This is a genomic window from Corynebacterium crudilactis (assembly GCF_001643015.1).
Taxonomy (GTDB): Bacteria; Actinomycetota; Actinomycetes; order Mycobacteriales; family Mycobacteriaceae; genus Corynebacterium; species Corynebacterium crudilactis.
In genome coordinates this window covers 1,504,946-1,530,377 of sequence record NZ_CP015622.1, presented here as the reverse complement: position 1 = coordinate 1,530,377, position 25,432 = coordinate 1,504,946, and the positions used below count along the sequence as shown (strand labels likewise).

Annotated in this window: 25 protein-coding genes and 1 riboswitch; of the genes, 15 read left to right on the top strand and 10 right to left on the bottom strand. The window is 49.7% G+C overall.

Translation table 11 applies throughout. From position 1 onward, the window contains the following. Complete coding sequence (locus tag ccrud_RS07225; RefSeq protein ID WP_066565669.1) at positions 1-642, bottom strand: S1C family serine protease; 642 nt, start codon at positions 640-642, stop codon at positions 1-3. Between the two features lie 29 nt (positions 643-671). Here ccrud_RS07225 and ccrud_RS07220 point away from each other — a divergent pair, with 29 nt between their 5' ends. Both ccrud_RS07220 and ccrud_RS07215 read left to right on the top strand, forming a co-directional pair. After that, positions 672-1,799 (top strand): M24 family metallopeptidase, encoded by a 1,128-nt coding sequence (locus tag ccrud_RS07220; protein WP_066565664.1) that lies wholly within the window; start codon positions 672-674, stop codon positions 1,797-1,799. After that, positions 1,796-2,536 (top strand): SDR family oxidoreductase, encoded by a 741-nt coding sequence (locus ccrud_RS07215; RefSeq protein WP_066565660.1) that lies wholly within the window; start codon positions 1,796-1,798, stop codon positions 2,534-2,536. The genes ccrud_RS07220 and ccrud_RS07215 overlap by 4 nt, the downstream gene beginning before the upstream one ends. 174 nt (positions 2,537-2,710) lie before the next feature. Here ccrud_RS07215 and ccrud_RS07210 read toward each other — a convergent pair whose 3' ends face one another. Further along, complete coding sequence (locus ccrud_RS07210) at positions 2,711-3,037, bottom strand: type II toxin-antitoxin system HicB family antitoxin (RefSeq protein WP_066565658.1); 327 nt, start codon at positions 3,035-3,037, stop codon at positions 2,711-2,713. Between the two features lie 523 nt (positions 3,038-3,560). Here ccrud_RS07210 and cbiE point away from each other — a divergent pair. Beyond that, positions 3,561-4,853 (top strand): precorrin-6y C5,15-methyltransferase (decarboxylating) subunit CbiE, encoded by a 1,293-nt coding sequence (gene cbiE, locus ccrud_RS07200; protein WP_245670185.1) that lies wholly within the window; start codon positions 3,561-3,563, stop codon positions 4,851-4,853. Here cbiE and ccrud_RS07195 read toward each other — a convergent pair. After that, entirely contained in the window at positions 4,819-5,598 is a 780-nt protein-coding gene (locus ccrud_RS07195) for a hypothetical protein (protein ID WP_066565654.1), read from the bottom strand. The two genes, cbiE and ccrud_RS07195, sit on opposite strands and share 35 nt — an antisense overlap. A 38-nt stretch (positions 5,599-5,636) precedes the next feature. Here ccrud_RS07195 and ccrud_RS07190 point away from each other — a divergent pair, with 38 nt between their 5' ends. From ccrud_RS07190 to ccrud_RS07175, 4 genes are all read left to right on the top strand, one after another. Continuing rightward, positions 5,637-6,944, top strand: coding sequence for a lipase family protein (locus tag ccrud_RS07190; protein WP_066565653.1), 1,308 nt, complete (start codon positions 5,637-5,639; stop codon positions 6,942-6,944). A 384-nt stretch (positions 6,945-7,328) separates the two neighbouring features. Continuing rightward, positions 7,329-7,916, top strand: coding sequence for an FxsA family protein (locus ccrud_RS07185; RefSeq protein WP_066569686.1), 588 nt, complete (start codon positions 7,329-7,331; stop codon positions 7,914-7,916). After that, positions 7,917-9,530, top strand: coding sequence for an apolipoprotein N-acyltransferase (gene lnt / locus ccrud_RS07180; protein WP_066565652.1), 1,614 nt, complete (start codon positions 7,917-7,919; stop codon positions 9,528-9,530). 42 nt (positions 9,531-9,572) lie between these two features. After that, positions 9,573-10,388, top strand: coding sequence for a polyprenol monophosphomannose synthase (locus ccrud_RS07175; RefSeq protein ID WP_066565650.1), 816 nt, complete (start codon positions 9,573-9,575; stop codon positions 10,386-10,388). A gap of 61 nt (positions 10,389-10,449) precedes the next feature. On the opposite strand, the gene ccrud_RS07170 is transcribed toward ccrud_RS07175, so the two are convergent. Beyond that, positions 10,450-10,842: an RNA polymerase-binding protein RbpA gene (locus tag ccrud_RS07170; RefSeq protein ID WP_066565647.1), complete on the bottom strand. Its 393-nt coding sequence runs from the start codon at positions 10,840-10,842 to the stop codon at positions 10,450-10,452. A gap of 182 nt (positions 10,843-11,024) precedes the next feature. Between ccrud_RS07170 and ccrud_RS15215 the strand changes: the two genes are divergently transcribed. The 4 genes from ccrud_RS15215 to ccrud_RS07155 all read left to right on the top strand — a co-directional run bounded on the left by ccrud_RS15215 (position 11,025) and on the right by ccrud_RS07155 (position 13,191). Beyond that, positions 11,025-11,372, top strand: a complete 348-nt coding sequence (locus tag ccrud_RS15215) for a hypothetical protein (RefSeq protein WP_082868797.1) — start codon at positions 11,025-11,027, stop codon at positions 11,370-11,372. Then, positions 11,372-12,127: a YceI family protein gene (locus tag ccrud_RS07165; protein ID WP_066565646.1), complete on the top strand. Its 756-nt coding sequence runs from the start codon at positions 11,372-11,374 to the stop codon at positions 12,125-12,127. The genes ccrud_RS15215 and ccrud_RS07165 overlap by 1 nt, the downstream gene beginning before the upstream one ends. A 2-nt stretch (positions 12,128-12,129) precedes the next feature. Next, positions 12,130-12,321, top strand: coding sequence for a hypothetical protein (locus ccrud_RS07160; RefSeq protein WP_066565645.1), 192 nt, complete (start codon positions 12,130-12,132; stop codon positions 12,319-12,321). A 252-nt stretch (positions 12,322-12,573) separates the two neighbouring features. Beyond that, complete coding sequence (locus tag ccrud_RS07155; RefSeq protein WP_074025457.1) at positions 12,574-13,191, top strand: LGFP repeat-containing protein; 618 nt, start codon at positions 12,574-12,576, stop codon at positions 13,189-13,191. A gap of 46 nt (positions 13,192-13,237) precedes the next feature. On the opposite strand, the gene ccrud_RS07150 is transcribed toward ccrud_RS07155, so the two are convergent. The 5 genes from ccrud_RS07150 to ccrud_RS07130 all read right to left on the bottom strand — a co-directional run bounded on the left by ccrud_RS07150 (position 13,238) and on the right by ccrud_RS07130 (position 18,462). After that, positions 13,238-14,671: a SulP family inorganic anion transporter gene (locus tag ccrud_RS07150; protein WP_211271336.1), complete on the bottom strand. Its 1,434-nt coding sequence runs from the start codon at positions 14,669-14,671 to the stop codon at positions 13,238-13,240. Between the two features lie 340 nt (positions 14,672-15,011). After that, positions 15,012-15,680: a DNA alkylation repair protein gene (locus ccrud_RS07145; RefSeq protein WP_066565644.1), complete on the bottom strand. Its 669-nt coding sequence runs from the start codon at positions 15,678-15,680 to the stop codon at positions 15,012-15,014. 621 nt (positions 15,681-16,301) lie between these two features. Continuing rightward, positions 16,302-16,787: a hypothetical protein gene (locus tag ccrud_RS07140; protein WP_066565641.1), complete on the bottom strand. Its 486-nt coding sequence runs from the start codon at positions 16,785-16,787 to the stop codon at positions 16,302-16,304. An 88-nt stretch (positions 16,788-16,875) separates the two neighbouring features. After that, complete coding sequence (locus ccrud_RS07135; protein WP_066565639.1) at positions 16,876-17,862, bottom strand: arsenic resistance protein; 987 nt, start codon at positions 17,860-17,862, stop codon at positions 16,876-16,878. Between the two features lie 27 nt (positions 17,863-17,889). Further along, on the bottom strand, positions 17,890-18,462 hold the full coding sequence (locus ccrud_RS07130; protein ID WP_066565638.1) for a manganese efflux pump MntP: 573 nt from the start codon (positions 18,460-18,462) through the stop codon (positions 17,890-17,892). Positions 18,463-18,785: 323 nt separating this feature from the next. Between ccrud_RS07130 and ccrud_RS07120 the strand changes: the two genes are divergently transcribed. Both ccrud_RS07120 and ccrud_RS07115 read left to right on the top strand, forming a co-directional pair. After that, entirely contained in the window at positions 18,786-19,262 is a 477-nt protein-coding gene (locus ccrud_RS07120; protein ID WP_066565636.1) for a phosphoribosyltransferase, read from the top strand. A gap of 287 nt (positions 19,263-19,549) precedes the next feature. After that, entirely contained in the window at positions 19,550-20,938 is a 1,389-nt protein-coding gene (locus tag ccrud_RS07115; RefSeq protein WP_066565634.1) for an MFS transporter, read from the top strand. Positions 20,939-20,949: 11 nt separating this feature from the next. On the opposite strand, the gene ccrud_RS07110 is transcribed toward ccrud_RS07115, so the two are convergent. After that, entirely contained in the window at positions 20,950-22,266 is a 1,317-nt protein-coding gene (locus tag ccrud_RS07110) for a cyclopropane-fatty-acyl-phospholipid synthase family protein (protein ID WP_066565632.1), read from the bottom strand. Between the two features lie 386 nt (positions 22,267-22,652). Between ccrud_RS07110 and ccrud_RS07105 the strand changes: the two genes are divergently transcribed. Then, on the top strand, positions 22,653-24,056 hold the full coding sequence (locus ccrud_RS07105) for an NAD(P)/FAD-dependent oxidoreductase (RefSeq protein ID WP_066565629.1): 1,404 nt from the start codon (positions 22,653-22,655) through the stop codon (positions 24,054-24,056). Positions 24,057-24,536: 480 nt separating this feature from the next. Further along, positions 24,537-24,631: riboswitch (TPP riboswitch) on the top strand. Further along, on the top strand, positions 24,625-25,431 hold the full coding sequence (thiM, locus tag ccrud_RS07100) for a hydroxyethylthiazole kinase (RefSeq protein WP_066569682.1): 807 nt from the start codon (positions 24,625-24,627) through the stop codon (positions 25,429-25,431). It overlaps the preceding riboswitch by 7 nt. Position 25,432 lies beyond the last annotated feature (1 nt).

The following is a 25,432-nucleotide window of genomic DNA, read 5'->3' as shown; positions in this document are numbered from 1 at the left end:
TTAGTCCTGTTTCAGGAGTTCCATGGCGTGAGCTATAGCTGGAATATGCTGGGTTAATGAGGCAGCTGTAGCTATTCCAGTGTTGTAGCCGCCAGGATCAGAGATCATTGATTGAATTCCGGCGACCTGTCCTTTTACCAGGATAGGTCCGCCGGAATCACCTTTCACGGCCTTGTGAGGGGAATTGAAGATCAAGGCACCGTACTGGACTCTCGTGGCGCGATTTCGGGATACTCCGTAGCGGATTGCTGAGATAACTCGGCCGCTAATTTCTTTTGGCACTGTGGCAGAGGGCAGACCACCAAAACCAAAGGTGGTGGTTTTCATGCCTATACACAAGGGTTTATTTGAGATAAGCGGAAGCTGCATGGTGGGTGCTTTTCCATCAATTTTGATCAAACCCAGATCTGTACCAAAGACAGACAAGCTCTGGGTAGCCGTGGCACTGAAATTTTTTCCTCGGATAGAGATCACGGATCCAGCAGTGCGCAGAAAATGATCCGCTGTGAGAATAAATGTGGCACGTTCTGAAATTTGGCCTTCTCGAAGGCTTAAGAGGCCTGTGACGTGCTTTTCCGTGATTAATAAACCGCTAGCGTAGTGGCCAGCAGATCTGATTCTGACAGTGTGGTTTGATCGCACACCTGCCTAGGCTACTAGGGTTGGAGTTTATGAGTACTAATTTTCCCTCCCAGGTATATGCAGAACGACTTTTACACGCGCAGGAAGGCGCACGCGCAGCAGGTCTTGATGGCCTCATCATCGGCACGGGAGCGGAACTGGCATATCTCACTGGCAGTTGGATCTCCACCCATGAGCGTCTCACTGCGTTGGTTATTCCAGCACAGGGCACAGCCAGCATCATTCTCCCTGCCGTTGACCGCGGCGATCTGGCACTTTCTGCAGTCCCTGATCTGGATATCACTGTCCAAGGATGGGTTGACGGCGAAGACGCCCACGAGTTGGCGGTTCAGGCTTTGAGGGCATCAGAGTTTAAGGCTTTGGGTATTGGATCATCCATTACTGCTGATCATTTGATCCCGATCCAGAATCTGGTGGGATCTTCGTGCCGTATGGAACTGGCTGTGCAGGTGCTTAAAGAGCTCTTTGTCTCTAAAGACGAGGCAGAAATTGACCAGCTTCGTGGTGCCGGTGCCGCTATTGACCGCGTCCATGCCAAGGTTCCAGCATTGCTTCAAGATGGACGCAGCGAAGCAGAGGTTGCAGAACAGCTCAATGCGTTGATCCTTGAAGAGCACACCGCTGTGGACTTCATCATCGTCGGCTCTGGCCCTAACGGTGCGAACCCTCACCACAGCTTCTCTGATCGTGTTCTACGTAACGGCGATATCGTGGTTGTCGATATCGGAGGCACCTTCGGCACTGGCTACCACTCCGATTGCACTCGTACCTATATCGTGGGCGGTAATCCAGAAGCTGCAGATCCTGAGTTCTCTAAGTTCTACGAAGTCCTCTACGAGGCACAGCTTGCTGCTGTAGCGCATGTTCGCCCTGGTGTAACTGCAGAATCTGTTGATGCAGTAGCTCGTGATCACATTGCGGCAGCAGGATACGGTGAGTACTTCATTCACCGCACTGGCCACGGCATCGGCCTTTCCACACATGAAGAGCCTTTCATCATGGCGGGTAATACCTTGGTTTTGGAAGCTGGAATGGCATTTTCTATTGAGCCAGGTATCTACATCGAAGGTATCCACGGTGCCCGCATCGAGGATATCGTTGTGGTGACTGAGAACGGCTGCGAAACCTTGAACAACCAGCCAAAGGAATTGCGTTGAGCATTCTGATTCTGGGCGGAACTTCAGATATCGCCGGTGAGATCGCCACACTGACGTGTGCAGGCCAAGACGTTGTCTTAGCCGCTCGACGGCCTGAAGCTGTCCACGGGTTGGTGCAACAATTGAAGGAACGTGGAGCAGCTCAAGTTCATGTCCTTCACTTTGATGCCACCGCACTCGAGACTCACCGCACGCTGATCACCCAAGCCCAAGAAAAATCAGGAGAGATCTCTCTAGCGGTGGTTGCTTTTGGCATCTTAGGTGACCAAGAGACCGCCGAATCTGATGAATCTCACGCGATAGAGATCGCGACAGTGGATTACACTGCACAGATCTCCATGCTCACGGTCCTTGCAGAGAAGCTCCGTGCACAGGAAAGTGGCTCCGCGATCGTTGCATTTTCCTCAATTGCAGGATGGCGTGCACGTAGGGCGAACTATGTCTACGGATCCACAAAAGCTGGACTTGATGCATTTTGCCAAGGACTGGCAGACGCACTGCATGGCACTAAAGTGCGGTTGATTATTGCGCGACCTGGTTTTGTGATTGGTTCCATGACAGAAGGTATGAGCCCTGCACCAATGTCGGTGTATCCACACGATGTCGCTGAGGCAGTTGTGCATGCTTATCACACGAAGAAATCCAGCACGACACTGTGGATTCCTGGCCGTTTACGAGTACTAGCGTGGATTATGCGTCTTGTGCCTCGAGTTATCTGGCGAAAGATGCCTCGCTAGTTAGTTGGGTGCAGATAAGATCCATAGATTTTGAGCGGCAGAACAATAATGGATCAGTTACGGCACCCTGATTATGGAACGGGCAGATGGTGATGCCCGATGCCCCCTGACTCTCTGGAGTTTTATACAGAGAGCCAGGGGGCATGTGGCGGATGCATCACAGCAAAATCATCATCAGGCAGAGGCGAGTTTTTGGTTGATCCAGGTATTAAGCGATACGCCTTCCGCTTGAGCTTCCATTACTAGCTTGCGGTGAAGAGAACGTGAGGTACGGACGTTAAATTTTCCAGAATAGGAACGCTCACCCAGGGGAGTTGGAACGTTTTCTCCAGATTCAACCATGTCTTCCAAAATCTCGGAAACTAGGCTGACTAAGCCGTTTTCTGCTTCTTGACGCGTAGATGCCAACCAGGAGAGGGAAGGAAATTCCAGTACGGTGGCGACGTACTCGTGATCTTCCTCGGACCAGGAAACCTGGTAGGTATATTTTTCAGAATTCATAATACGAGACGCTTCCTTTCATAAGTTCTGGTTCTGCAATTTTTCTACGGCTTGGAGAACTTGGTGCACCTGGTAGGGCTTAGCTTTTCCCCCATCATTTTGGATATTAACGCGAGGATCACCCACCCAGGGTGTCTTATAAGTTCGATGTGAGGTTCCCTGTGATCGGCGTTTCTCAAAGAAGTGATCGCAAACCTTTTCCAACTCCGTAAAACGTACATTTTTGGGAGAATCTCGCATCTTATTGATGAGATCTTCGATGCGTTTCACCATATTTTATATAGTACTACTGATGGTACTAGAATCAAGGGGGGGCAGCGTTTTCTCGGAGTGGCGCTATTGCAGAGGTCAAAAGCTCAAGAAATCAACTGTCCGCGTTTGGAAAATCTTGAATATTCAGCTCGTCCGGGGTTCAGTAAACCCTCCACACCGAAAAGAACACAGGCAAGAACGCCATAGTTTATGGCGGCACTCTTTAAGAGATTAACCATGCCTCTCAGGTGTTTGTCTACAATGAGTGGATATGAGCCAACCGATGCCAGCACCACACTCAGCTACCAGCGCAGACCGCGGACATGAGCGCACTCATTTTGCTGTAGTCGGGGACTCCCAAGATCCTGCTCAAGCGACAGCGCCACGAGAGCCTGCAGAATCCATCACACTCATTGGTATTGGAACTGATGGTTTTGAAGGATTGAGCCTCAAAGCGCAACAAGCATTGCAACGTGCCTCGGTGGTTATCGGATCTTGGCGCCAGCTCAATCTCGTGCCAGATTCTATTCGTGCAGAGCGTCGCCCGTGGCCAGGCAATACCAAACAGCCTGATTTGGAAGCGCTGTTTAAGGATTTCCTCGGCCAGCATGTGGCGGTTTTAGCTTCAGGTGATCCGCTGTTTTATGGTGTTGGTACAGCTATGGTGCGCGTACTGGGCATGGATCGCCTCACCATTATTCCGGCTGCTTCCTCAGCATCTTTAGCGTGTGCACGCTTGGGCTGGACACTCAACCGCACGCGAGTTATTTCTTTAGGTCATGAGCCTATCGAAGCACTTATTCCGATTATTGAATCTGGTGCGCAGTTTTTAGTATTGGGCAAAGATGAATTCAGCACGGCACAAGTAGCTACGTTGTTAAAGGAACTCGGGCTGGGGGAGACTCCACTTACTGTCTTAAGTGATTTGGGCAGTAGCGATGAGGAGATTGCTTACGGCACTGCGGTTCACCCACCGGTAGCTGTGTCTGTTCTTAACGTGATTGCGGTTGGAGCTAGGCCAGCTATTCCACGTGCACCCTTCGAAGGCGATGTGCTCGATGCGGATCTTCGTGCCTTAACAGTGACAGCCTTAGAGCCTACTCAGGGGCAAACGCTGTGGACGTTTGGCGATAGCGGAGCAGCTGTTGCTTGTGATTGGCTACGCGCCGCTGGCCATAAGGCTCAGGCCATTAGCTTCGCTTCGCACCGTGAATTAAGTGTGCGCAATGCCCGCAGAAGCGGGGTCTCCACATTAAGTGTCAAAGATGAATTATCACCGAAAGCACTTAAAGATATCCGTTATGTGCAAGGCCCTGAATCAGCAAGCCCTCATGCGATCTTTATGAATAGGGGACTAGCCATTGATCTGGTTCCTGAAACGGCATGGATGATGCTGCGCCCCGGTGGAAAACTTATTGCGCAAGCATCAACCCAAGAAACCATCAATATCGTGCATGCACTGCACCAGCAATACGGTGGAGTGATTAAACATATCCGCATTGATAATACCGATGTGCATCAATGGCGGGTTACAAAGCCGGTGTCTCCAGAAGCGGTGAATTAGCATCAAAAACTAACCCCATGGGAGCGAGAACCTTCACCACTTGTTCCGCAACGCCTTCGTGTAAATCATGAATGATCAGCGAATTCCATGGGGTAATCGTAGTATCGGCCTCGATAGCAGCAATAAAACGCGCTAAACGAGCTTCCACTCGACCGCTTGGAATACCAGCACCTAAAGACACCACACCATCATGTTCCAACCAACCAATCGGTGCGGGGTTTTTCTCGAGAGTAGAAATAGCTACAGGTGCAACTGGAGTACACAACGCAGCAACTGGCTGCATTGATAGCTCTGTCGCCTGTGAAAGCTCTTGAGCAACCGTGACCACGCTATCTGGGGCAACGGCGTGATGAGTAGGAAGGCCGTTGATGTGGAGATGGAAGGAGGCGTCGACAAGCAAAAAAGCCAGGTCGAAGCGCTGGCTTAAAATAGCGCCGTCACCAGCGTCCAACCCGATGGTGATTTCGCGGCGCACTGCGCCGGCAAGCTTAGTGGCAAGCTCAACAAAATGCCCAGGTGTGGCAACCACTGTCGCGGAAGGCTGAACTTCCGTGGCCGCGCTGATACCGCGTATGTGGCACTGCGCCAGCGACGTTAGATAAATCGCGCCATCGCCCTCATGTTCTGCGCAATCCGCTAAATTTTCCCATTCGGATGCACGAATATGCCCAGCAGGGAAGTGAATCGTGCCCACAGAAACATCAGCGTCAACGGATACGGATTGAAAAACCAAGTTGCTTACCATGGGCGTAATTCTAAACGCTTCCCACTATCCTGGCGGTTATGGGCTATGAACTCCTCGATGACACTGTGGTCATTCGATCCGGAAATATGCACGCAACGTGGAGAACCCTGTCACCATTACTCCACCAAGGCGGAGCTGCAGTAACCCGGCGCGTGCTGGGAATATCACCTCGTCCGGGACGGACAGCTGGTTTTGAGAACGTGCCAGATTTTGGTGCGGTAATACGGACACCCGATTTAGCGCACGGCACTTTAGTAAACGCTGCGTCCTTGAAAGTTTTGGGAGCTCGGGGTGAACCCAACCCTGCGAGTTCCTACCGTTTTGAATACATCACTGGCGATTCTCAAGGCCGAGCTATCACCGCGACCGGCGCCGTCCTATTTTCTGCCCAACCCTGGACTCGCGGACCACGCCCCGTCATTGCGATGGCACCATCCACCCAAGGTGTTGCGCAACACTGCGACCCTTCACATACCTGCGCAATCGGCCTCAACTTTTTCTACCGCAGGCCTTTCGATGCGATCGTGGCCTATGAACTGCCCGTCATCCTCTGGTTTTTGGCACACGGCATGGATGTGGTGTTCATTGATTATCCCCGCGACCCAAGTGCCGGAATCCAATATTATTGCGATTCCATTGCCGCAGCTAAATCGCTTTTCGACGCCGTCCTCGCCAGCTGGCACTTAGGCCTGTCACCGGAGGCACCGCTAGGTTTATGGGGCTTTTCCCAAGGCGGTGGCGCAACTGGCTGGGCCGCGCAACTCCACGATTACGCCCCTGAACTGCATCCACGGGCCGCTGTTGTGGGAGCTCCGCCGGTAGATCTGTTCAGTGTTCTAAAAACCGTTGATGGGGGATTGCTCACCGGGGTGATTGCCTATGCCATCGCAGGCTTGGGAGCCAGTGCTCCTGAGCTCTTCAATGAAATCATGCCCGTGCTCAACTCCCGTGGAAAAAGCGATGTACTCAGCAATATCACCACCTGTGCGGGTGGTTCCCTCCTTCGAAGCAGATACAGCACAACCAGTACGTGGACTAATCGGGGAGAGCCGCTCGCTGACATCCTTGATGATCTCCCACGAGTTGTTGCAGAATTTGAGAAACAGAAACTTGGCCAAATCGCGCCAACAATCCCAGTGCTGCTGTGGGGATCCCGCAATGATGATGTCTTACCCATTGAACCTATTCGTGAGCTGCGCGATCAATGGAGTGCTAAGGGAGCATCGTTAACGTGGCATGAATCGCAGGTTCCCCGAGTGCCAGGGCGTACCGGACTGAATCATTTTGGGCCCTATTTTAAAAACCTGGAAAAGTACTCCGGCTGGTTGATGGATCATCTTGTCTGATAGGTGATTTAAGAGGTCAGATTACTCCAGTGACTATTAGTGTGGATACAAGACTCTAAGGGGCTCAGAAGCCCATACAAAGGATCATGGTTTTCGCATGTAATCGCAGTTTTCCTTAACTGTGGATTCCCTTTGCAAGGATCCGTTCCAGATGCCTCTGAACCGTTAAAGTGGAACGAGGATTTGCATCCTGCCGAGGGTACGCTGCAAATCTTCGTTCCGAATCTGAACTCACCAGGCATATGGAACGAGGATTTGCATCACAAGGACATCTCAGCACCTGTCCCAGATTATGAGTTGATCCATCAGACGAAAATTCCCTTTTCTATGTCAGAGGTGGAGATAGTTCCCATTCAAGCAACGGCAAAAGGTATGGTGGGGCATGTGCCTGCAGCAATAGCAATTCCATATTTCATCATTGAGATCCTCGCCTTTATCGGTGTCGTTATGTGGCTCGGCTTCGGCTGGGCTTTGGGTCTCCTCGCTTTATTCTTCATCGGTGGACTTCTCCTTGCCGGTGTAGAACTTCGTCGTATTAGTAGAAGTGCCGCCATTCATCAGGCTTCCGGACAGGGAAGTGCTGGGGCAATCGCCGGCAATATTGGTCTTACCGCAGCTGGTGCCATTTTGGTGGCCATGCCTGGTTTTGTGTCTTCTATCGTTGGCCTGCTGTTTATTTTTTCACCTACCCGAGCGCTCTTCCGCAAAATGTTGGCCAAGCGTTTGCGTGGCGCCATTGAAAACATGGGTGTGCGAGGCTTTGAAGCAGTCAATGGATATCGAACCCAAGCTTCGTATGGAAACTTTGGAGCAGCGTTTAATCCTGAGGCCCAACCAGCAGCTGATCCAATTGTGCTTGATGAAGAAGAGATCCAAACCTGGACTTCAGACCTAAAACCAGAAGATTTCAATAGGCCCAATAATCAGCCTAAGAACAAGCCTGAAGATGATGAATCCGATGGTGAAAAATAAGTGATTTTATCTTTCCGGCTCGCCCTTGCTGTTTTGGGTGGGCTTTTTACCTTTGCCTCCTATGAGCCCACTGGTTGGTTCATCGCCGGAATTATCGGTATCGCCTTATTTTTTGCTTCGCTTGCTCCATGGCAAGTTGGAGCACCAAAAAAGCGCATGAAGAAAGGCGAGACCGCACCCTTTTTACAACGCCTTTCTACAGGTCCAACCATCAAACAAGGTATGTTGTTGGGTTTTGTTCATGGTTTAGTGGCATATCTGTTGTTGTTGCCATGGATCGGTGAGTTCGTGGGCAACTTACCGTATATTGCGCTTGCGGTTGTGCAAGCTCTGTATTCGATTGCTCTTGGAGCGTTCGGCGTGGCTATTAGCCGGTGGAAAGATTGGAAAGTCTTCTTGTTTCCGGCGATGTATGTTGCGGTTGAGTACTTGCGTAGTTCCTGGCCCTTTGGTGGTTTTGCGTGGGTGCGTCTGGCGTGGGGACAAATTAATGGTCCGTTGGCTAACCTAGTGGCGCTAGGTGGCGCTGCATTTGTCACTTTTGCCACGGTTCTTGCCGCAGTTGGTGTCGCTTTGATGTTTATCTCCAAAAAACGCTTGGTGGGTGCAGCAGTCACTGCCAGCGTTATCATCATTGGGGTGGCTTCATCGTTGTATGTAGATCGTCCAGGAACGAGAACTGACAGCATTGAAGTCGCAGCAATCCAGGGCAATGTGCCACGTATGGGGTTGGATTTTAATGCGCAACGCCGAGCTGTTTTGGCAAACCATGCGCGAGAAACACTCAACCTAGATCATCAGGTGGATTTGGTTATTTGGCCAGAGAATTCTTCTGATGTGAATCCTTTTACTGATGCTCAGGCGCAAACGATTATCAACAATGCTGTTGATCATGCCCAGGCACCAATCTTGGTGGGCACGATCACGCTTGATGAGGTTGGTCCGAGAAACACCATGCAGGTGTTTGATCCTCATGAAGGCGCCACTGATTATCACTATAAAAAGTTTTTGCAGCCGTTTGGTGAATATATGCCGTTTCGGGAGTTTCTACGTATTTTCTCCCCTTATGTAGATGCAGCAGGAAACTTCCAGCCGGGAGATGGTAGCGGAGTAGTCACCATGAACGTCGCCAATTTGGGCCGCGGGGTAGTCGTGGGAATTATGACGTGTTATGAAGTCATTTTTGACCGTGCCGGACGCGATGCCATTGCTAACGGGGCTGAATTTTTAACCACTCCCACAAACAACGCCACCTTTGGCTTTACCGATATGACCTATCAACAATTAGCGATGAGTCGAATGCGTGCCATCGAATTTGATAGGGCAGTGGTTGTTGCAGCTACATCGGGTGTTTCAGCCATTGTGAACCCGGATGGAAGTGTTTCTCAAAATACTCGAATTTTTGAAGCTGCAACCTTGACAGAAACCATCCCGTTGAAGCAAACAGTTACACTTGCAGCAACCGTGGGTTTCTATGTTGAATTGCTGTTGGTTATCATTGGAAGCCTAGCTGGATTATTTGCCGTTCGGATGAATAACCATTCAAAGTCTGTAAAAGGTGCCAAACAGGCATCTTCGAAAAAACCAGCCACAAATCGTCGAAAAGCGAAATAGCTTTTAATTAACGTCCCTTCAGGGACGAGGAGGTCAACACAAATGAGCAGTGAGGCAGTAGATGCTACGACGCTGGTGATCATTCCAACGTATAACGAGCTGGAAAACCTTCCACTTATCGTTGAACGTGTGCGCACAGCAACTCCTGAGGTTCATATTCTTGTCGTGGATGACAACAGCCCTGATGGCACCGGTGATCGCGCTGATGAGCTTGCAGCTAACGATGACCACATCTTTGTCCTACACCGCGAAGGCAAGGGCGGCCTGTGCGCAGCGTACATGGCTGGCTTCCAGTGGGGCTTAGAGCGCGAGTACCAGGTACTCTGCGAGATGGACGCTGATGGCTCCCACGCACCAGAGCAGCTGCACTTGCTGCTCGCTGAAATTGCCAACGGCGCGGATCTGGTCATCGGATCCCGCTACATCCCAGGTGGCAAGGTGGTTAACTGGCCTAAGAACCGCTGGCTCTTGTCCAAGGGCGGCAACGTCTACATCAACGTGGCGCTCGGCGCCGGCCTCACCGACATGACCGCAGGGTACCGCGCTTTTCGACGTGAGGTGCTGGAAGCTCTTCCTCTCGAGGACCTTTCCAACGCTGGTTACATCTTCCAGGTGGAAATCGCTTACCGCTCCGTCGAGCTTGGCTTTGATGTTCGCGAAGTTCCTATCACATTCACCGAACGCGAAATCGGCGAATCTAAGCTTGATGGCAGCTTTGTCAAAGACTCCCTACTTGAAGTAACTAAGTGGGGCGCAAAGCACCGTGGTGGACAAGCCAAGGAACTCACCAAAGAGATGCTTGGTCTGATGAACTACGAGTGGAAACACTTCAAGAAGAACAACAGCTGGCTTGCATAATAAAAAAACTCGGTGTGAATCATATTCACACCGAGTTTTTTTAAATCTTAACCAAAGACTTTTAAGCCTCTGCCTTTTCCGCTTCTTCAGCTTCCTGCTGAGCCTTCAACAGTTTTGCTGCATTACGACGACGCTTACGAAGGGCCTCAACGCGCTCTTCCAACAGCACATCAAGTTCTTCGATTGTGCGACGCTCGCACAACATATCCCAGTGAGTACGTGGCGGCTTAACCGGCTTAGACTCAACACCCTCACCTTCCATGAGGGTACCGAGCTTACCGTTCTTGCACATCCACTCTTCAGGAATTTCTGCATCATCAGCGAAGGGGACCTCGTAGATGTCTCCGTCTTCGGTCTTATACTTCACGAGCTGGCGAGGAGCCAGATCATGGTCCCTGTCAGTTTCGTAGCTCACGGCGCCCATGCGGCTGCCACGAAGAACGCGATCTGCCATCTAGGTATCAGTCCTTTGCCCTCTAGGATGCGGCCTTCAAGTAGCCGCAAAAGAATTCGTCTCACACAGTTTACCCGGTTGGGTATAAATAAAACGACACGCTGCCATGTCCTTGAAATGTGATCAGACCTATCAGTATAGCGAAAAGCCCCGAATCGTTGTATGGGAGACAATCGACTAAGGTGTTGGGGGTGCAGAAATTGAATCCAAACCAGCAAACACCGACGTGTTCCTGGTGCGGCAAAGACGTCGCATCTACTGGTAGAGGACGTCCCAGGAAATACTGCAGCCAAGCATGTAGGCAACGAGCCTACGAACAACGCAACAATGTCTCCGGCACAAGTATTCCCGCAGAAGCAGTGATTATGTCGCCTGATCGGGCGAGTGAACTCAAAGATTCTCTCTTTGAACTCCGGTGCGCCGCCGAAGATATCGCCACAGCTGTCAATGATGGGGAAGATGCTCGCGATATCGCGAAACTGTGCCAGGAGATGGTGGAATTAGCTCGAAATATTGAGAAGTTGAGGTAATGAGCAACATGCAGGGTAACGGTTCTAAGAAACCCGCCGGCGCCGAGCGCCGCACAGAGAGCCCACTGATTAAATTCCGTACATTAATTATCGTTGTCTTTGTCATCCTCATCGTAGGATTAGCTTCGGTCGCGGTCGGCCCCACGCTCTACCAGTTAGTCATGGGTCCAGGTGTAAAAACTGAAGGTATTCACGCCGATGGTGCAGCACCTGCATCTACTGATGTCAATGGCACCTGGAATGTCGTGCATGGAAACATCCCTAACACCACCTCAGCAGGTTTTACCTTTGCGGAAATTCTTCCTGGTGAAGAAAAAATTACCTCAGGATCCACCATTGATGTCTCTGGTGAAGTGATCATCGAGGACAATACATTGACCTCAGGTTTAATGACTGTGGATATGACCCATATTTCCACTGATCAGGAAAAACGCGATATCAATGTACGCATGAAGCTTTTCCACACCGATCAGTACCCAGAAGCTACCTTTGAGGTCACCGATGCTGTGGATCTTTCCGCACTTCCGGATACCGGAACAATCGCCCAGGTTGTTATCCCTGGTGAACTGACTATTCACGGTAAGTCCAAAGCAGTGGAGCCTACCTTCGACGTGCTGCGCACTGGAAACCAAGTAATCATTGCTTCTGATATCGAGATCAACCGTCTAGATTTTGGTGTAGAAACCCCAGAATTTGTTGCAGCGAAGATCAACGAAACCGGCGAAATTAACGTTCGCATCGTGATGGAGAAATAACCATGATGGCATCACGGATGATTCCGGCTCTTTGGTTCAGGCTTATTATTCTGCTTGGCTTCACAGGATTTGTCCTATGGGAATCACAATGGATTTTCGGACTCATCGGTGTGCTACTCATCGCTGTGAGTGCTTGGCAATTATGGACTGCGTATAAAACCCGCGATGAGGTTGAAAAACAACGCAACACATAAATTACGCCGAGTTTTTCTCTCCCCGTGTCCAGTTCATCTTCATTTATGAACTTTGGCGTGGGGAGTTTTCATTTGTCCTGCTAAAGGGCAATTAAAATAGTGATTTAGAGCACTTTTTATAGTTTCTTAAGTTTCATTAAGGTCACGGATCAATCTCTATATATTAAAGATCTCTCAAAAAGGTGGCATCTAGTCCAGTTAATTACTGACAATGGACTTTGTTGTTATCCCTTTTGAGAAAGGCAGAAGCACGTGATTACTCTTCAAAATAAGAAACTGCGTACCAGAATTCTCGCAGGAACAGCTGCTGTCGCACTATCCCTAGGAGTTGTCTCTTGCTCTGAAGCCGAAGATGCAGCCAATAGTGCATCTGATGCCGCAAGCTCTGGCACCTCGGCAGTGGGATCAGCAATCAATGATGCCACTGGATCTTCCGAGACCACCGGTGCAGAGACAAGTGATGCCAGCCCAAGCTCAGGTACAGATGATGATCCTGCAGCAGGTGGCGAATCCACAGAGGTAGAAAGCGCTGATGGTTCTATGATCAGCATTCCGACGGCAGTTGTCACAGCTGCGGAAAAGGCTGGTTTCAGTATCCCAGAATCCGTTGAAGAAGGGGCCAACGGTGAAGCTCTTGTAACTTTCCCAGAAGGATACATCGCTAATTCTGAAGAGAGCGGAGCTCAGCCTCTCGTTGGCATGATTGGTGAATCCTGGATCAACGAAGGTGGACTTGCCGCATCTGTGGGACTACCCACCGCACCAGAAGAAGCAACCGATAATGGTTGGACCCAGCAATTTGCGTCTGGCGTAATCAGCTGGATCGACAATGGTACCGGAGAGTACACCGCCGAGGTGCAACCTTCTTAGTGATGAGGGGCAAGTTGGGTGCAGGGGTTCGTCGAAAAGCGGGCTTCTAACCCAGCTTGCCTGATAGGCGCTCAAGCCTATCGCGGCTAGGGCCATCAAGCCCAATAATTTCTACAGTTTTGCCGCGGACAGCATATTTATGAATAATGCTGTCCAAAGTGGCAACGGTTGAGGCATCCCAAATTTCTGCGGCGGTGAGATCGATAATAATCTGGTCAGCGTCATCGGAATAGTCGAAGGAGTACACCATATCGTTCGATGATGCCCAAAACAGCTGACCCTTCACCGTATAGGTGCTGATGTTGTTGTCAATGGTGCGATCCACGGACACCAGGTGGGCGATCCTGCGCGCGAACATGACCATGGCGCTCAGCACACCAAGGATGACACCCACTGCCAGGTTTCCGGTAGCCAATGTAGCGATAATCGTGATAAACATGACGATGGTTTCGCTCAACGGCATGAACTTCAAAGTGCGTGGATTAAGGGAGTGCCAATCAGCAGTGTCTATCGCAACGATAATCATGACCGCGACCAGCGCTGCCATGGGAATGCGTCCCACGATATCGCCCAAAAGCACGACCAAGACCAGCAAAAATGCTCCGGCCAGGAATGTAGATAAGCGGGTTCGTGCGCCAGAGTTTTTCACATTGATCATTGTTTGACCGATCATTGCGCAACCACCCATGCCGCCTAAGAATGCAGTGATGATATTCGCGATACCTTGGCCAGCTGCTTCACGAGATTTATTTGAATGAACCTCAGTGATATCATCCACCAATTTGGCAGTGAGCAATGATTCCATGAGGCCAACAAGTGCCATACCCAAAGCATATGGACCAATAATCTGCAGCGTTTCCAGCGTGAATGGCACATTAGGAATCAGGAATTCCGGCAAAGAAGAAGGAAGTTCTCCCTGGTCAGAGACATTAGGGATAGAAATTCCAAAGATCCACACAATCGCAGTCAACGCGACAATAACAATCAACGGAGCAGGCAGCACAGTGGTGATACGCGGCCACAACACCATGATTCCAATACCCACGGCAAACAGCGGATAGACCATCCACGGAACATTAAACAAATGGGGGAGTTGAGCGAAAAACACGAGGCACGCCAAAGCATTAACAAAACCCAACATTACTGAGCGCGGAATAAAACGCATGAGCTTTGCTACGCCAAGTACTGACAAACCAATCTGGATGATACCGGCCAAAATTACTGTGGCCAGGAAATACTCCACGCCATGATCACGAACAACGGGTGCGATAACTAGCGCCACGGCACCCGTAGCCGCGGAAATCATAGCCGGACGGCCACCAGTAAATGCAATGGTGATGGCCATGATGCACGAAGCAAAAAGACCCATCTTTGGGTCAACGCCAGCCAGGACAGAAAAAGCAATGGATTCTGGAATAAGCGCCAGTGCAACGACTAAACCGGCTATAACTTCCGTCCGGAATCTACGCGGACTGCTCAATGCGAATTTAAATGAAGCCAGTACGCCGGTGGGACTCAACGGCTCTTGTTGAGTGGCGGAAACTGTCTGTGACACGAAAATCTCTCTTTTAACGTCTATTGATGAAACATCCGAAATCCTCGAATGCCAGTGATATTTTAAGAACCCTTTGATGATCGTTAGGGTTTTAAGGAGTCTTTAGGGTGCTAAAGGAAAATCAAGCTAATCATGCGTGTTGTGCATTAGTAGGTTTAGTGCAGATTTATCACGCGGGTAGGAAATACAAGGTTAGCTGGTGTTTTGGGTGCCCACAAACCGGGGATATTATGTCAATGTGACGAAATAAAGGTAGGGAATAGGTCTATTTGCTTTGCCGAAGAACAATCTCTTCAATCCATATTGGAGCAAATGGAGACGTGCAGTTAGGCGGTGTTGGATAATCTTTCAGCACTTCAAGCCGCTCACCAATATCAAGTGCACGAGCACGAAGCTCAGGGCGATGAATACCTATTTGAGCTAGACATTCATTCATGGACCATTGAGTGCGAGGTGTAGCGTTTTTCATGAAAGATTCAATAGTGTCAAGAATTGCCGAATCGTCCAGGATATCCGGTTTAGTAATAACGGCATGGGTATTGAGCGCCCAGCCGGCAGCGGCAACGTTGTCCGATTCATCGTCCAACCATCGGAGTCGAAGCTCATTCCATAGTGGATGTTTTTTAACAACATAGTTAATCAGCCAATCTGTAACCTTCGGTGTCTGTGCCTGGCGGATCATCAGATCAAGCTCATCCACATCAAATTCTTTAGGGCGGCAAATTAGCAATGAGACCAATCGTGCGGCTGAATTATCTGTACGCCAAAGCTCGCGAGCTAAAGGTTGATCCTTTTTCAGATCTTTAGCGATTGCTCGAAGCTTAGTGAGATTAACCGCATGATCATCACCGTGGCGTTGGTTAACCGCCAAGATCTTTGGATCCTCAAGGTCTTGAAGTGCTGCAAGAGTTGATTTCACGAGCGTTAAGGTCATGCGGTTTAACTTACCACCGGAGAAAATCTTGGAAACATACGGAAACCCAGGAAACCCGACCAAGCCCCGCCAATCTGAATAATCTTAACAATTGTCCGATAATGTACATTATGTCATTTTGCCGGGAAGGGGCTCTGCCCTACGTCGGCAATATTTCATGGTTAGTTTTCTCGCCCGGCATCTCCGCCGCGAAAGATTTCAGGCATGCGTGGCACGATTAAAAAATTCCCGCGCAGATTCACCTCACCGCAAAATATTGGCACGCAGATTCTCCAAGAATTTTAAGAGCGATGCTTCAAAGATTCTCAATCCCCGAGCCTCTCACAACACATTCAAGGATTCGCATCTCGGCAGCAATCTGCGCATGTGACGAATCTGGACTTGTGACGTAAAGGCTTCTGTGACGAATCAGGAATGTGACGAAATATCCAGCTAATTATTCCCGGAATGCACCTAGAGCCCAATTATCGCCTTTCACGGCCATTTCAGACATGCAACACCACTCCACCCCATATCGTCACATTGACAAAATTATGTCAGTGAATGGGATACGGAAAAGCCCGAACAGACAATATCTCTTGTCGGTTCGGGCTTGATATTACGATGCCTTACTTATAAAAATTAACTAGCAAGCGCCCAAGAGTTTTCGCCGACCTTGGCCACAGGCATTAAGGAATAAGCGCTAAATGCACCATTAAGCGGAGTTGCACACAGATCTAGATTTGCACGATCGATCTTGTCGAAGACGATCTCCCCAGACTGATTAGCTAATGCCAGATAGGACACTCCAGCTGGAACTCCAGATTCATCTAGGTTGAGTTCTGCAAGATCAACTCCAATTGATTGCTCAAGAGCTGCTGTAGGCGTACCTTCACAAAGAATCGCTGCAGAGACATACTCTTCACCATAAATGTCCGATAATGCGACGGCGGAGATATTTAAGCCTTGTTGATCAAATGTTGCAACAGTTTGTTCGAGTGCACCTGCTGTCGGGAAGGTCTTGTCGGCATTATTGCTAGCGGCCAGTGCCACTATTCCTGCCATTGCAACGATCCAGACAGCGATTATTGCTGCAACTATTCCTTTAGCTTTGCTTGAAAGACTCACGTGCTCGGGTCCTCCACCCTTCTTGATGATGTATTTATGTGTTAAATGACTATGCCACTCTATCCCGATCTTCTGCTCTAGGACTACCCTATTCCTGAGAGTTACCTATAGGTCTAGGTTCTTGGATAGTCAAGGGAATAAAACGCACGTAGATAACCATTCCGATAAGTTCAACGAGCGTTTGAGTAACTATCACAACAGGAACTACTTCAAAGCCTGGCGGGAGTGATAATGCTAAAGGCAGTACCACTAAAGAATTTCTCGTGGCTCCACTAAATACCAGCGCTCGAGTTTCTCCAACCCCCAAACCGCCCAATCGAGATACGCCAATACCAATGGGGAGCATTATTAATAAAAATGCTGCATACAGCGGGATTACTTGCATGATGTGAAAATATTGTCCACGTAATGTAGCTATCTGCGAGGCCACCACGAGAAATAGTGTCAGCATCATCAAAGGGACCATCAAGGATTCACTAGCCGAGGTAATACCTCGTCCTACCTGCCACTTCCCTGCTATCCACTGCGTTATAGCAGCTGAAATAAGCGGAATGATGATTAGAAGAAGGAACGCTTCAAAAAATGGGCCAAGCGTTATGGCGCCAAGGGTTTCTGGGCCAATAAAAAGCGTGAGGAAGATCGGTATCAGCACCATCTGGGCAAGCATTAAAATTGGCGTAGCAGTAAGTAACTTGCTGTGCGCTGCACCTGCCAGCCCCGAAAATACAATGACATAATCCACACAAGGCGCAAGGATAACAAGCAAAAAGCCCATGAGGAGTGCCTCGTCAGCTGCAATAAAACGGCTTAAAACAAAGGCTACGAGTGGTACTGCTAAAAAGTTCACGGCAAGTAATAGCGCAAGAAACTTTAAGTCCTGTAGGCCCTCCTGAATTCTCGTCAGGGGAATTCCCAAAAAGGTGGCGTAGAGCAAAGCCATCAAAGTTGGGTTAATTCCAGCTTCAAATACAGAAGCAGCGCTAGGGAACTGCAATCCCACTACAGCTCCAATTGAGAGTGCCAAAATATATAACGGGATCTGAAAGCGATCCCATATTTCAACAATTTTTCCCACTTCGTGCACCTTAACCTATATGGATAGCTATGCGGACAAATGCTCGAAGACGATACTTGCGCCGATTCCAATGAGGATGATGCCACCCAAGACAGTGACCCATTTTCCGAATTTTCCGCCGCCATGGTGACCAATCCAGGCGCCGACAAGTGACAAGATGAACGTCACAATTCCCATGGCGAAAGCTACTTGAGCAATGGACAGTTCTACAAAGGCAAGTCCCATGCCAACAGCTAAAGCGTCAATGCTGGTAGCTAAGCCAAGAATAATGGCTGGTTTGAATTGGATACTTCCATCGTCAATAATGGCTTCGTCTTCTTCAAGATGAAATGCATCCCAGATCATTTTTGCGCCCACGGCACCTAGAAGGCCAAATGAGATCCAGTGGTCAATTTCTGCGATGAATGTAATCTCTGCGAAAAAACGGCCAATTACCCATCCAATTAACGGCATTACTGCTTGGAAGACCCCAAAAATACCAGCTAGGACCAGGGCACGTTTAAAAAGATTTACTCTGATGACAGTGCCACGAACAACTGAACAGGCAAACGCATCGGCGGCAACACCAATGGAAAGCAGCATTATTTGTGCAAAGGGCATGGTTCTCCTATGAGCCGTGCCTGGGGCAGAAAAATAGACCCCGGCGAAGTGTACGCCGAAGGTCTCGCTCGCCTGAAACAGTCTAAAAGCTTCAGGTGGTATGCCGGGTGTGAGCAAAAATCTCACTCCAGTATGTCGAACATACCTCACACAAAAACGATTTTTCACCTTTGTATGGAACTACTCCCCTTCGAAATGGAAGTGATGGCACCAAACTGATACAACGTCTGGGCTTAGTCGATTCTATATACACTTACGCAGAAATCAAGTAAGCACTGATCATATTGCAGAATCCATGAGGATCCCGACTAGGATATGTAAACATGATAGAGGAACGCGAGATCCTGACCTATGAATTGTTCGGAACAGCTATGCGGGAGCTGGCCCAAGAGATCATCGATGACTACAAACCAGATTGTGTGCTTTCCATTGCACGCGGTGGTCTTCTAATTGGCGGTGCACTTGGTTATGCACTGGGAATTAAGAATGTATCGGTGATTAATGTTGAGTTTTACACTGACATCGGCGAGCACTTGGAAGAACCAATGATGTTGCCTCCAACTCCAAAGGCTATCGATCTTTCTGGCATGCGTGTGCTTGTTGCAGACGATGTTGCAGATACCGGTAAGACCCTTGAGTTAGTTCGTGACTTCCTTGGTGATCAGGTAGAAGAAGTACGCACTGCAGTTATTTACCACAAACCAAACAGTGTGTTCCAGCCAGAGTATGTGTGGCGCGAGACCGATAAGTGGATCAACTTCCCTTGGTCCTCTCTGCCTCCTGTGGAGCCATCTAAATAATTTTTCATCTTGAAGTGCTGTTTATCATCTCGGTAAGCAGCACTTTTTGCTTTTCCAGTGCAGCTACCTAGAAAAACTGCCCAGCCAAAGCGCTTATCTAACATTCCTAAAATTTTTGGTTTCCCTCAAAAACTCAACACTATATCCATAACCATACCCTCCATTGTCTCAATATATGGAATCATTCTGGAATTATTTCCAACATGTGAGATTGACTCTGGGAAATGGCTATGGAAACATCGCATAGGTATTTATTGGAATCTATTTTGTGTGAGGCGATGAGACTCGTGACCACAACTGATCACTCTGCAGGTTTAGCGGCATCTGAAACGAACGGCCAGCCAGCAGCTCTTGTGATTGACAAGAAAACTAAACGTCGGGTTGCAGCAGCGTCCACGATTGGCACAACAATCGAGTTTTATGATTTTTATGCCTACGCTGCGGCAGCTGTTGTTGTTTTTCCTAGCCTATTTTTCCCAAGCAACGACAACCCGACAGTTAACTTGTTGGCGTCTTTCGCTACCTTCGGTTTGGCCTTTGTGGCCCGCCCTCTGGGATCTATCGTTTTTGGACACTTCGGCGATCGTGTCGGTCGTAAAGCAACACTTATTGGCTCATTGCTCACGATGGGCATTGCCACCATTCTGATTGGCCTCTTGCCCACTTATGATCAGGTGGGAATTATCGCACCAGCGTTGCTTGCTCTTATGCGTTTTTGCCAGGGTCTTGGTCTTGGTGGTGAGTGGTCTGGTGCTGCACTTTTAGCTGGTGAAAATGCTGAGCCTACCCACCGTGCGCGTGCTGCTATGTGGCCTCAGCTTGGTGCTCCTTTCGGATTCTTCCTAGCCAATGGCTTCATGTTGATCTTGGTTGCTGTACTTGCTCACGAAGATGGAGATCTCCATGGAGCTTTCATGACCTGGGGTTGGCGTCTGCCATTCCTATCTTCAGCGTTGATGATTGCTGTTGGTCTCTGGGTGCGTTTCTCTTTGGAGGAAACCCCAGTATTCAAGCAGGCAGTTGATCAGGGTAAGAAGGTTAAGTCTCCGCTGAAGGAACTGTTTAAGACTTCTCCAGGCCCAGTGGTACAGGCAACACTGATCATGCTGTCTACCTACACCTTGTTCTACCTGGTCACGACATGGATCTTGTCCTACGGTATCGGTAACCGCAGTGCGGGAACTGGTCTGTCCATTCCTTATTTCGAGTTCCTGCAATTGCAGCTTCTCACGATTGTTTTCTTCGCCATCATGGTGCCAGTTTCTGGTTGGTTAGCCGATGTCTGGGGACGTAAAAACACGCTAACTCTAGCTTCTGTGTTGTTGCTGCTGTTCGGTACCGTGTTCAATTTCTTGCTTGATCCAGAAACTGCAACAAAGACCACCGTTTTCATCTTCCTTATGGTCGGTATGAGCATCATGGGTCTGATCTTTGGACCAATGTCTGCGATCTTGCCAGAGCTCTTCCCTACCAACGTGCGTTACACGGGTTCTGGAATTGCATACAATGTTGCATCTATCTTGGGCGCTGCGATTGCACCATTTATTGCCACCTGGTTGGTTTCCCAGTATTCCGTGGCTTATGTCGGTTATTACCTGATCATTGTCACCGCGATTACTTTCGTTGCAGTGTTGACCATGAAGGAAAACAAAAACCACGACCTCCGAGAGGTCTAAAAGATTTTTGCTTATCGACGCCCCCTTCGGTTTCTTGTTGTCAAGGAAAATTGCACAGCGTTGAGGCAGCCAAGGCGTAACAAGGCTTCGATCAGGGCGTAATGATAAACCCACATGCGGCGGTAGACGGCATCAAAGCCATCTGCCGCCGCTTCGCGTAGCTGACCCTCAAAAATCTCTTTTTGCAACTGCACGCTCTTTAAATAGTGTCCAGCAAAATGAGTCTCTTTCACCACGCGTAATGAGGAATCCCGGTCGACTAACTGATGCACTTCATCAACGGTTGGGTACTGCAGTGCTGGCCAAATATAAGCCTTGAGCATGGAGATCGCTTCAGTGCTTACTTGTCCCCATTGATCGGTGGCCACTAAAGATTGGAATGCGGCGTTGCCTCCCGTGGCAAGCAAACGATCAATTGCTTTAATGAAACGTTTGGAACCATGAACGCCCACCACTTCAAGTTTTTCCATGGCGATAATGGAATCGTATGCTCCGCCCCATTCACGCTGCGTAGGAATTGCTTGTGGCAATACCTGAATGTGAATATCTTCTTCCACGCCTGCCAGGACAAAAGTTTCCTGCAAACCGGCAACCTGTGCTGGATCTGCAGTGAGCGCATCTACTGTGGCTTGTCTGCGTGCAGCCAAAATTGCCACTGCGCCACCACTGCTAGGAAATTCCAACACATGGCTTCCCGCTTTGACTTTTGCGCTATCCAATAATGTCGATGCAGCTCGTCGTTGGGCTTCGCCAAGATCTTCTCGTTCCACTGCAACGGGTTCAGAGATCTTCGTGATATCGACAAAATGAGAAGCGGGTTCCCGATTTCGGCCGGCACCCGCAACATAACTTTTTACGGCAGTGCGCAACGTTGTGGGAACACCAGAGGCAAAGATACCTCCGAAAGCGCTCATGCCGTCACCAGAACTTAACCGAATTAACTCATTGGGTAGCGCACCGCCAGTATCTACTGCTTGTCCGGGCAGTGTGAAGGCACTCGCTAGTTTTCCGCGAGGTTTGTATCCTGAACCCAAAAGAGCTGTTAAAACATCGGCGAGATTATCCGTGCGCCATTCGCCGGCCATGTAGCTTTCAGCTAGCCCCAACCACCCAGATGCGGCTAAACGTGAAAATAATTCTTCTTGATCAATGATGAGATCTGGGTCATTGCCCACCAGTTCGAGACCAGCATTGCTGCACGCCTTCGCGAAGCGAAATTCTGCCTGTTTTGCGCGTGCGCCAGAAAAGGCAAGATTTGGCACTGTGGCCACCCCAGGCCACTCTTCCACATCAATAGGTTCAAGATGGCGCAACCGTGCCTCTGCCATGCGTTTTATGCACCTCCGGTGGGATTTGGGCCAAGAAAAATACGACGTAATACTCGGCTGCTCTAACTCTAAATGCAGTGTACGTGTGTGGGGTACCTAGGAGGCGCAGGCGCGTCGAAGAACAGCTTATTGGGACGGATTAAAAAGATCTTCCATATGACGTGACATATGCCATATTAACGTGCATACTTGTTGAAAGTGGGCGCGAATTCCGCAAGTTTTTCTCCGAACGGACAAGAAAGTAAGACCCGATCCTGTTTGTTTCTGTTAGAAGGACTATTGTTTAACGCGTACACGTGCACAACACGACAGCGCTCAAACGGCTGCACGCATTTAGGGCAGACCGCAGAAGCTTTTAGATCCACGATCAGGAGACTTTGACAAACATGTCAGTTAACCCAACCCGCCCCGAAGGCGGCCGTCACCACGTCGTCGTCATCGGTTCTGGTTTTGGTGGCCTTTTTGCTGCCAAGAACCTGGCCAAGGCAGACGTCGATGTCACTCTGATTGACCGCACCAACCACCACCTCTTCCAGCCACTGCTTTACCAAGTGGCAACTGGTATCTTGTCTTCCGGTGAAATTGCGCCGTCCACCCGACAGATCCTGAGCTCTCAGGAAAACGTCAATGTCATCAAGGGTGAAGTGACCGACATTAACGTCGAGTCCAAGACAGTTTCTGCTTCCCTCGGTGATTACACTCGCGTCTTCGAGTACGACTCCTTGGTGGTTGGTGCTGGTGCAGGTCAGTCTTACTTCGGTAACGACCACTTTGCTGAATTCGCACCAGGAATGAAGTCCATCGATGATGCTCTCGAGCTACGCGCTCGCATTATTGGCGCTTTCGAGCGTGCAGAAATCTGCGAAGATCCTGCTGAGCGTGAGCGTCTGCTTACTTTCGTCATCGTCGGTGCCGGCCCAACCGGTGTTGAACTTGCAGGTCAGTTGGCAGAACTTGCTCACCGCACCCTTGCCGGTGAGTACAAGAACTTCAACACCAACTCTGCAAAGATCATTTTGCTTGATGGTGCTCCACAGGTGCTGCCTCCTTTCGGAAAGCGTCTGGGCCGCAATGCACAGCGCACCCTGGAAAAGATCGGTGTCAACGTTCGTCTGAACGCCATGGTTACCAACGTCGATGCTGATTCCGTTACCTACAAGACCAAGGACGGCGAAGAGCACACCATCGAGTCCTTCTGCAAGATTTGGTCCGCAGGTGTTGCAGCTTCCCCACTGGGCAAGCTTGTTGCAGAGCAAACTGGTGTTGAGACCGACCGCGCTGGTCGCGTCATGGTTAACGAAGACCTTTCTGTTGGCGAGAACAAGAACGTCTTCGTTGTCGGCGATATGATGAACTACAACAACCTCCCAGGTGTTGCTCAGGTAGCAATCCAGAGTGGCGAGTACGTTGCAGAGCAGATCGCAGCAGAGGTCGCAGGACGCTCCAACACTGAGCGCGAGGCTTTCGATTACTTCGATAAGGGCTCCATGGCAACCATCTCCCGCTTCTCCGCTGTGGTGAAGATGGGCAAGGTTGAGGTCACTGGTTTCGTTGGTTGGGTGCTGTGGTTGGCAGTTCACATCATGTTCCTCGTTGGCTTCCGCAACCGCTTCGTTTCCGGTATTAGCTGGGGCTTGAACGCAATGTCTCGTAAACGTTGGAACCTGGCGACCACTCGCCAGCAGCTTCACGCTCGTACCGCTCTTTCCAAGTACACCCATGAGTTGGAAGAAGCAGCTGCAGATCTTCCAATCGAGTTGCGCGATAACATTCGTTTCGAAGGAAAGTAATTTCCTGGAGCACGTATAACTAAAGCGTGACTTCCTCACCTGAGGAAGTCACGCTTTAGTTTTTTTTACATGGACATGTCACATATAGCACTCGTGTGAGCTAAATAAGAGTTAATTACTTAACAATATGGCTCTGTGTTGATTTAAGGGATTGAATATCTAGAATGGGCATATTCGGTATCAAACAGTGCCCCTTAAGCGCTTAGACTGGCCTCTGGGGGTGGTTATTTTTGGTGCATATGGGTCTATTGGGAATCCTGTGAGATTCTGGTGCATCCACCGATTGAATCCGCCCTCGGTAATCTTGGTAAATCGAACGAGAATTTGCATCTTAAGCAAGCCGGGGCCTACCTCGAGCGTGTAACCAACTCACGCACTGTTCAAGCCAGTAAAAGTAGCTCATCAATTGTGCTGTTTTCGGCACAACATAAGCCAAGCCAGGCTCTCGTTATTTGCCCAGCCTCTTCTTTGCTAGGGTGTCTAACAGGCACGGGGTGCCACTTGAAATGGCTGAGATCATACCCGTTGAACCTGCTCTAGCTCGTACTAGCGAAGGGATGGCCTTAACATGGCTAACTCGTATTTAGATTCTTTAACTTTTGTTCGACAAAACACTCCTCTTGTGCAGTGTTTGACCAATTCGGTGGTCATGCAAGTAACAGCCAATGTGTTGTTGGCCGCAGGAGCAACACCTGCGATGGCAGATACTCCAACTGAATCTGCAGAATTTGCAGCAGTAGCCAATGGCGTGCTGATCAACGTGGGAACGCCATCTGCAGAGCAGTATTTGGGTATGACTCAGGCAATCCAGGGTGCTAACAAAGCGGGAACTCCGTGGGTGTTGGACCCAGTTGCCGTGGGTGGGTTGTCGGAGCGAACCCGGTTCGTGGAGGGAATCGTCGATAAGCAGCCGGCCGCAATTCGTGGAAACGCCTCAGAAATCGTGGCGCTTGCAGGCCTTGGTGCTGGTGGTCGCGGCGTAGACGCGACTGATTCTGTGGAGGCTGCATTGGAAGCAGCGCAGTTGTTGGCTCGAGCTACTGGCGGCGTGGTTGCGGTGTCGGGTGAACAAGATCTTATTGTGTCCACCAACCGTATTACCTGGTTGCGCTCTGGTGATCCGATGCTGCAGCTGGTGATTGGCACTGGATGTTCCTTGGGTGCGCTGACTGCGGCGTATCTTGGTGCGACAGCGCAAACAGATATTTCTGCGCACGATGCGGTGCTCGCAGCACATGCTCATCTGGGCGCGGCAGGTCAACTTGCTGCTCAACAGGCCTCTGCTCCTGGAAGTTATGCGGTGGCTTTAATTGATGCGTTATACGAAGTTGATGTGCACATGATCGCTTCTTTAGTAGAAGTGTATGAGGCATAAC

What these genes read in the sequence shown, in the direction of transcription:
- ccrud_RS07175 (WP_066565650.1), top strand. Translation starts at nt 9,573, where the DNA reads ATGAGCAGTGAGGCAGTAGATGCTACGACGCTGGTGATCATTCCAACG.
- ccrud_RS07105 (WP_066565629.1), top strand. Translation starts at nt 22,653, where the DNA reads ATGTCAGTTAACCCAACCCGCCCCGAAGGCGGCCGTCACCACGTCGTC.
- ccrud_RS07210 (WP_066565658.1), bottom strand. Translation starts at nt 3,037, where the DNA reads ATGAATTCTGAAAAATATACCTACCAGGTTTCCTGGTCCGAGGAAGAT.
- ccrud_RS07160 (WP_066565645.1), top strand. Translation starts at nt 12,130, where the DNA reads ATGATGGCATCACGGATGATTCCGGCTCTTTGGTTCAGGCTTATTATT.
- ccrud_RS07130 (WP_066565638.1), bottom strand. Translation starts at nt 18,462, where the DNA reads ATGCCCTTTGCACAAATAATGCTGCTTTCCATTGGTGTTGCCGCCGAT.
- ccrud_RS07220 (WP_066565664.1), top strand. Translation starts at nt 672, where the DNA reads ATGAGTACTAATTTTCCCTCCCAGGTATATGCAGAACGACTTTTACAC.
- ccrud_RS07110 (WP_066565632.1), bottom strand. Translation starts at nt 22,266, where the DNA reads ATGGCAGAGGCACGGTTGCGCCATCTTGAACCTATTGATGTGGAAGAG.
- ccrud_RS07145 (WP_066565644.1), bottom strand. Translation starts at nt 15,680, where the DNA reads ATGACCTTAACGCTCGTGAAATCAACTCTTGCAGCACTTCAAGACCTT.
- ccrud_RS07170 (WP_066565647.1), bottom strand. Translation starts at nt 10,842, where the DNA reads ATGGCAGATCGCGTTCTTCGTGGCAGCCGCATGGGCGCCGTGAGCTAC.
- ccrud_RS07165 (WP_066565646.1), top strand. Translation starts at nt 11,372, where the DNA reads ATGAGCAACATGCAGGGTAACGGTTCTAAGAAACCCGCCGGCGCCGAG.
- thiM (WP_066569682.1), top strand. Translation starts at nt 24,625, where the DNA reads ATGGCTAACTCGTATTTAGATTCTTTAACTTTTGTTCGACAAAACACT.
- ccrud_RS07190 (WP_066565653.1), top strand. Translation starts at nt 5,637, where the DNA reads ATGGGCTATGAACTCCTCGATGACACTGTGGTCATTCGATCCGGAAAT.
- ccrud_RS07195 (WP_066565654.1), bottom strand. Translation starts at nt 5,598, where the DNA reads ATGGTAAGCAACTTGGTTTTTCAATCCGTATCCGTTGACGCTGATGTT.
- ccrud_RS07120 (WP_066565636.1), top strand. Translation starts at nt 18,786, where the DNA reads ATGATAGAGGAACGCGAGATCCTGACCTATGAATTGTTCGGAACAGCT.
- cbiE (WP_245670185.1), top strand. Translation starts at nt 3,561, where the DNA reads ATGAGCCAACCGATGCCAGCACCACACTCAGCTACCAGCGCAGACCGC.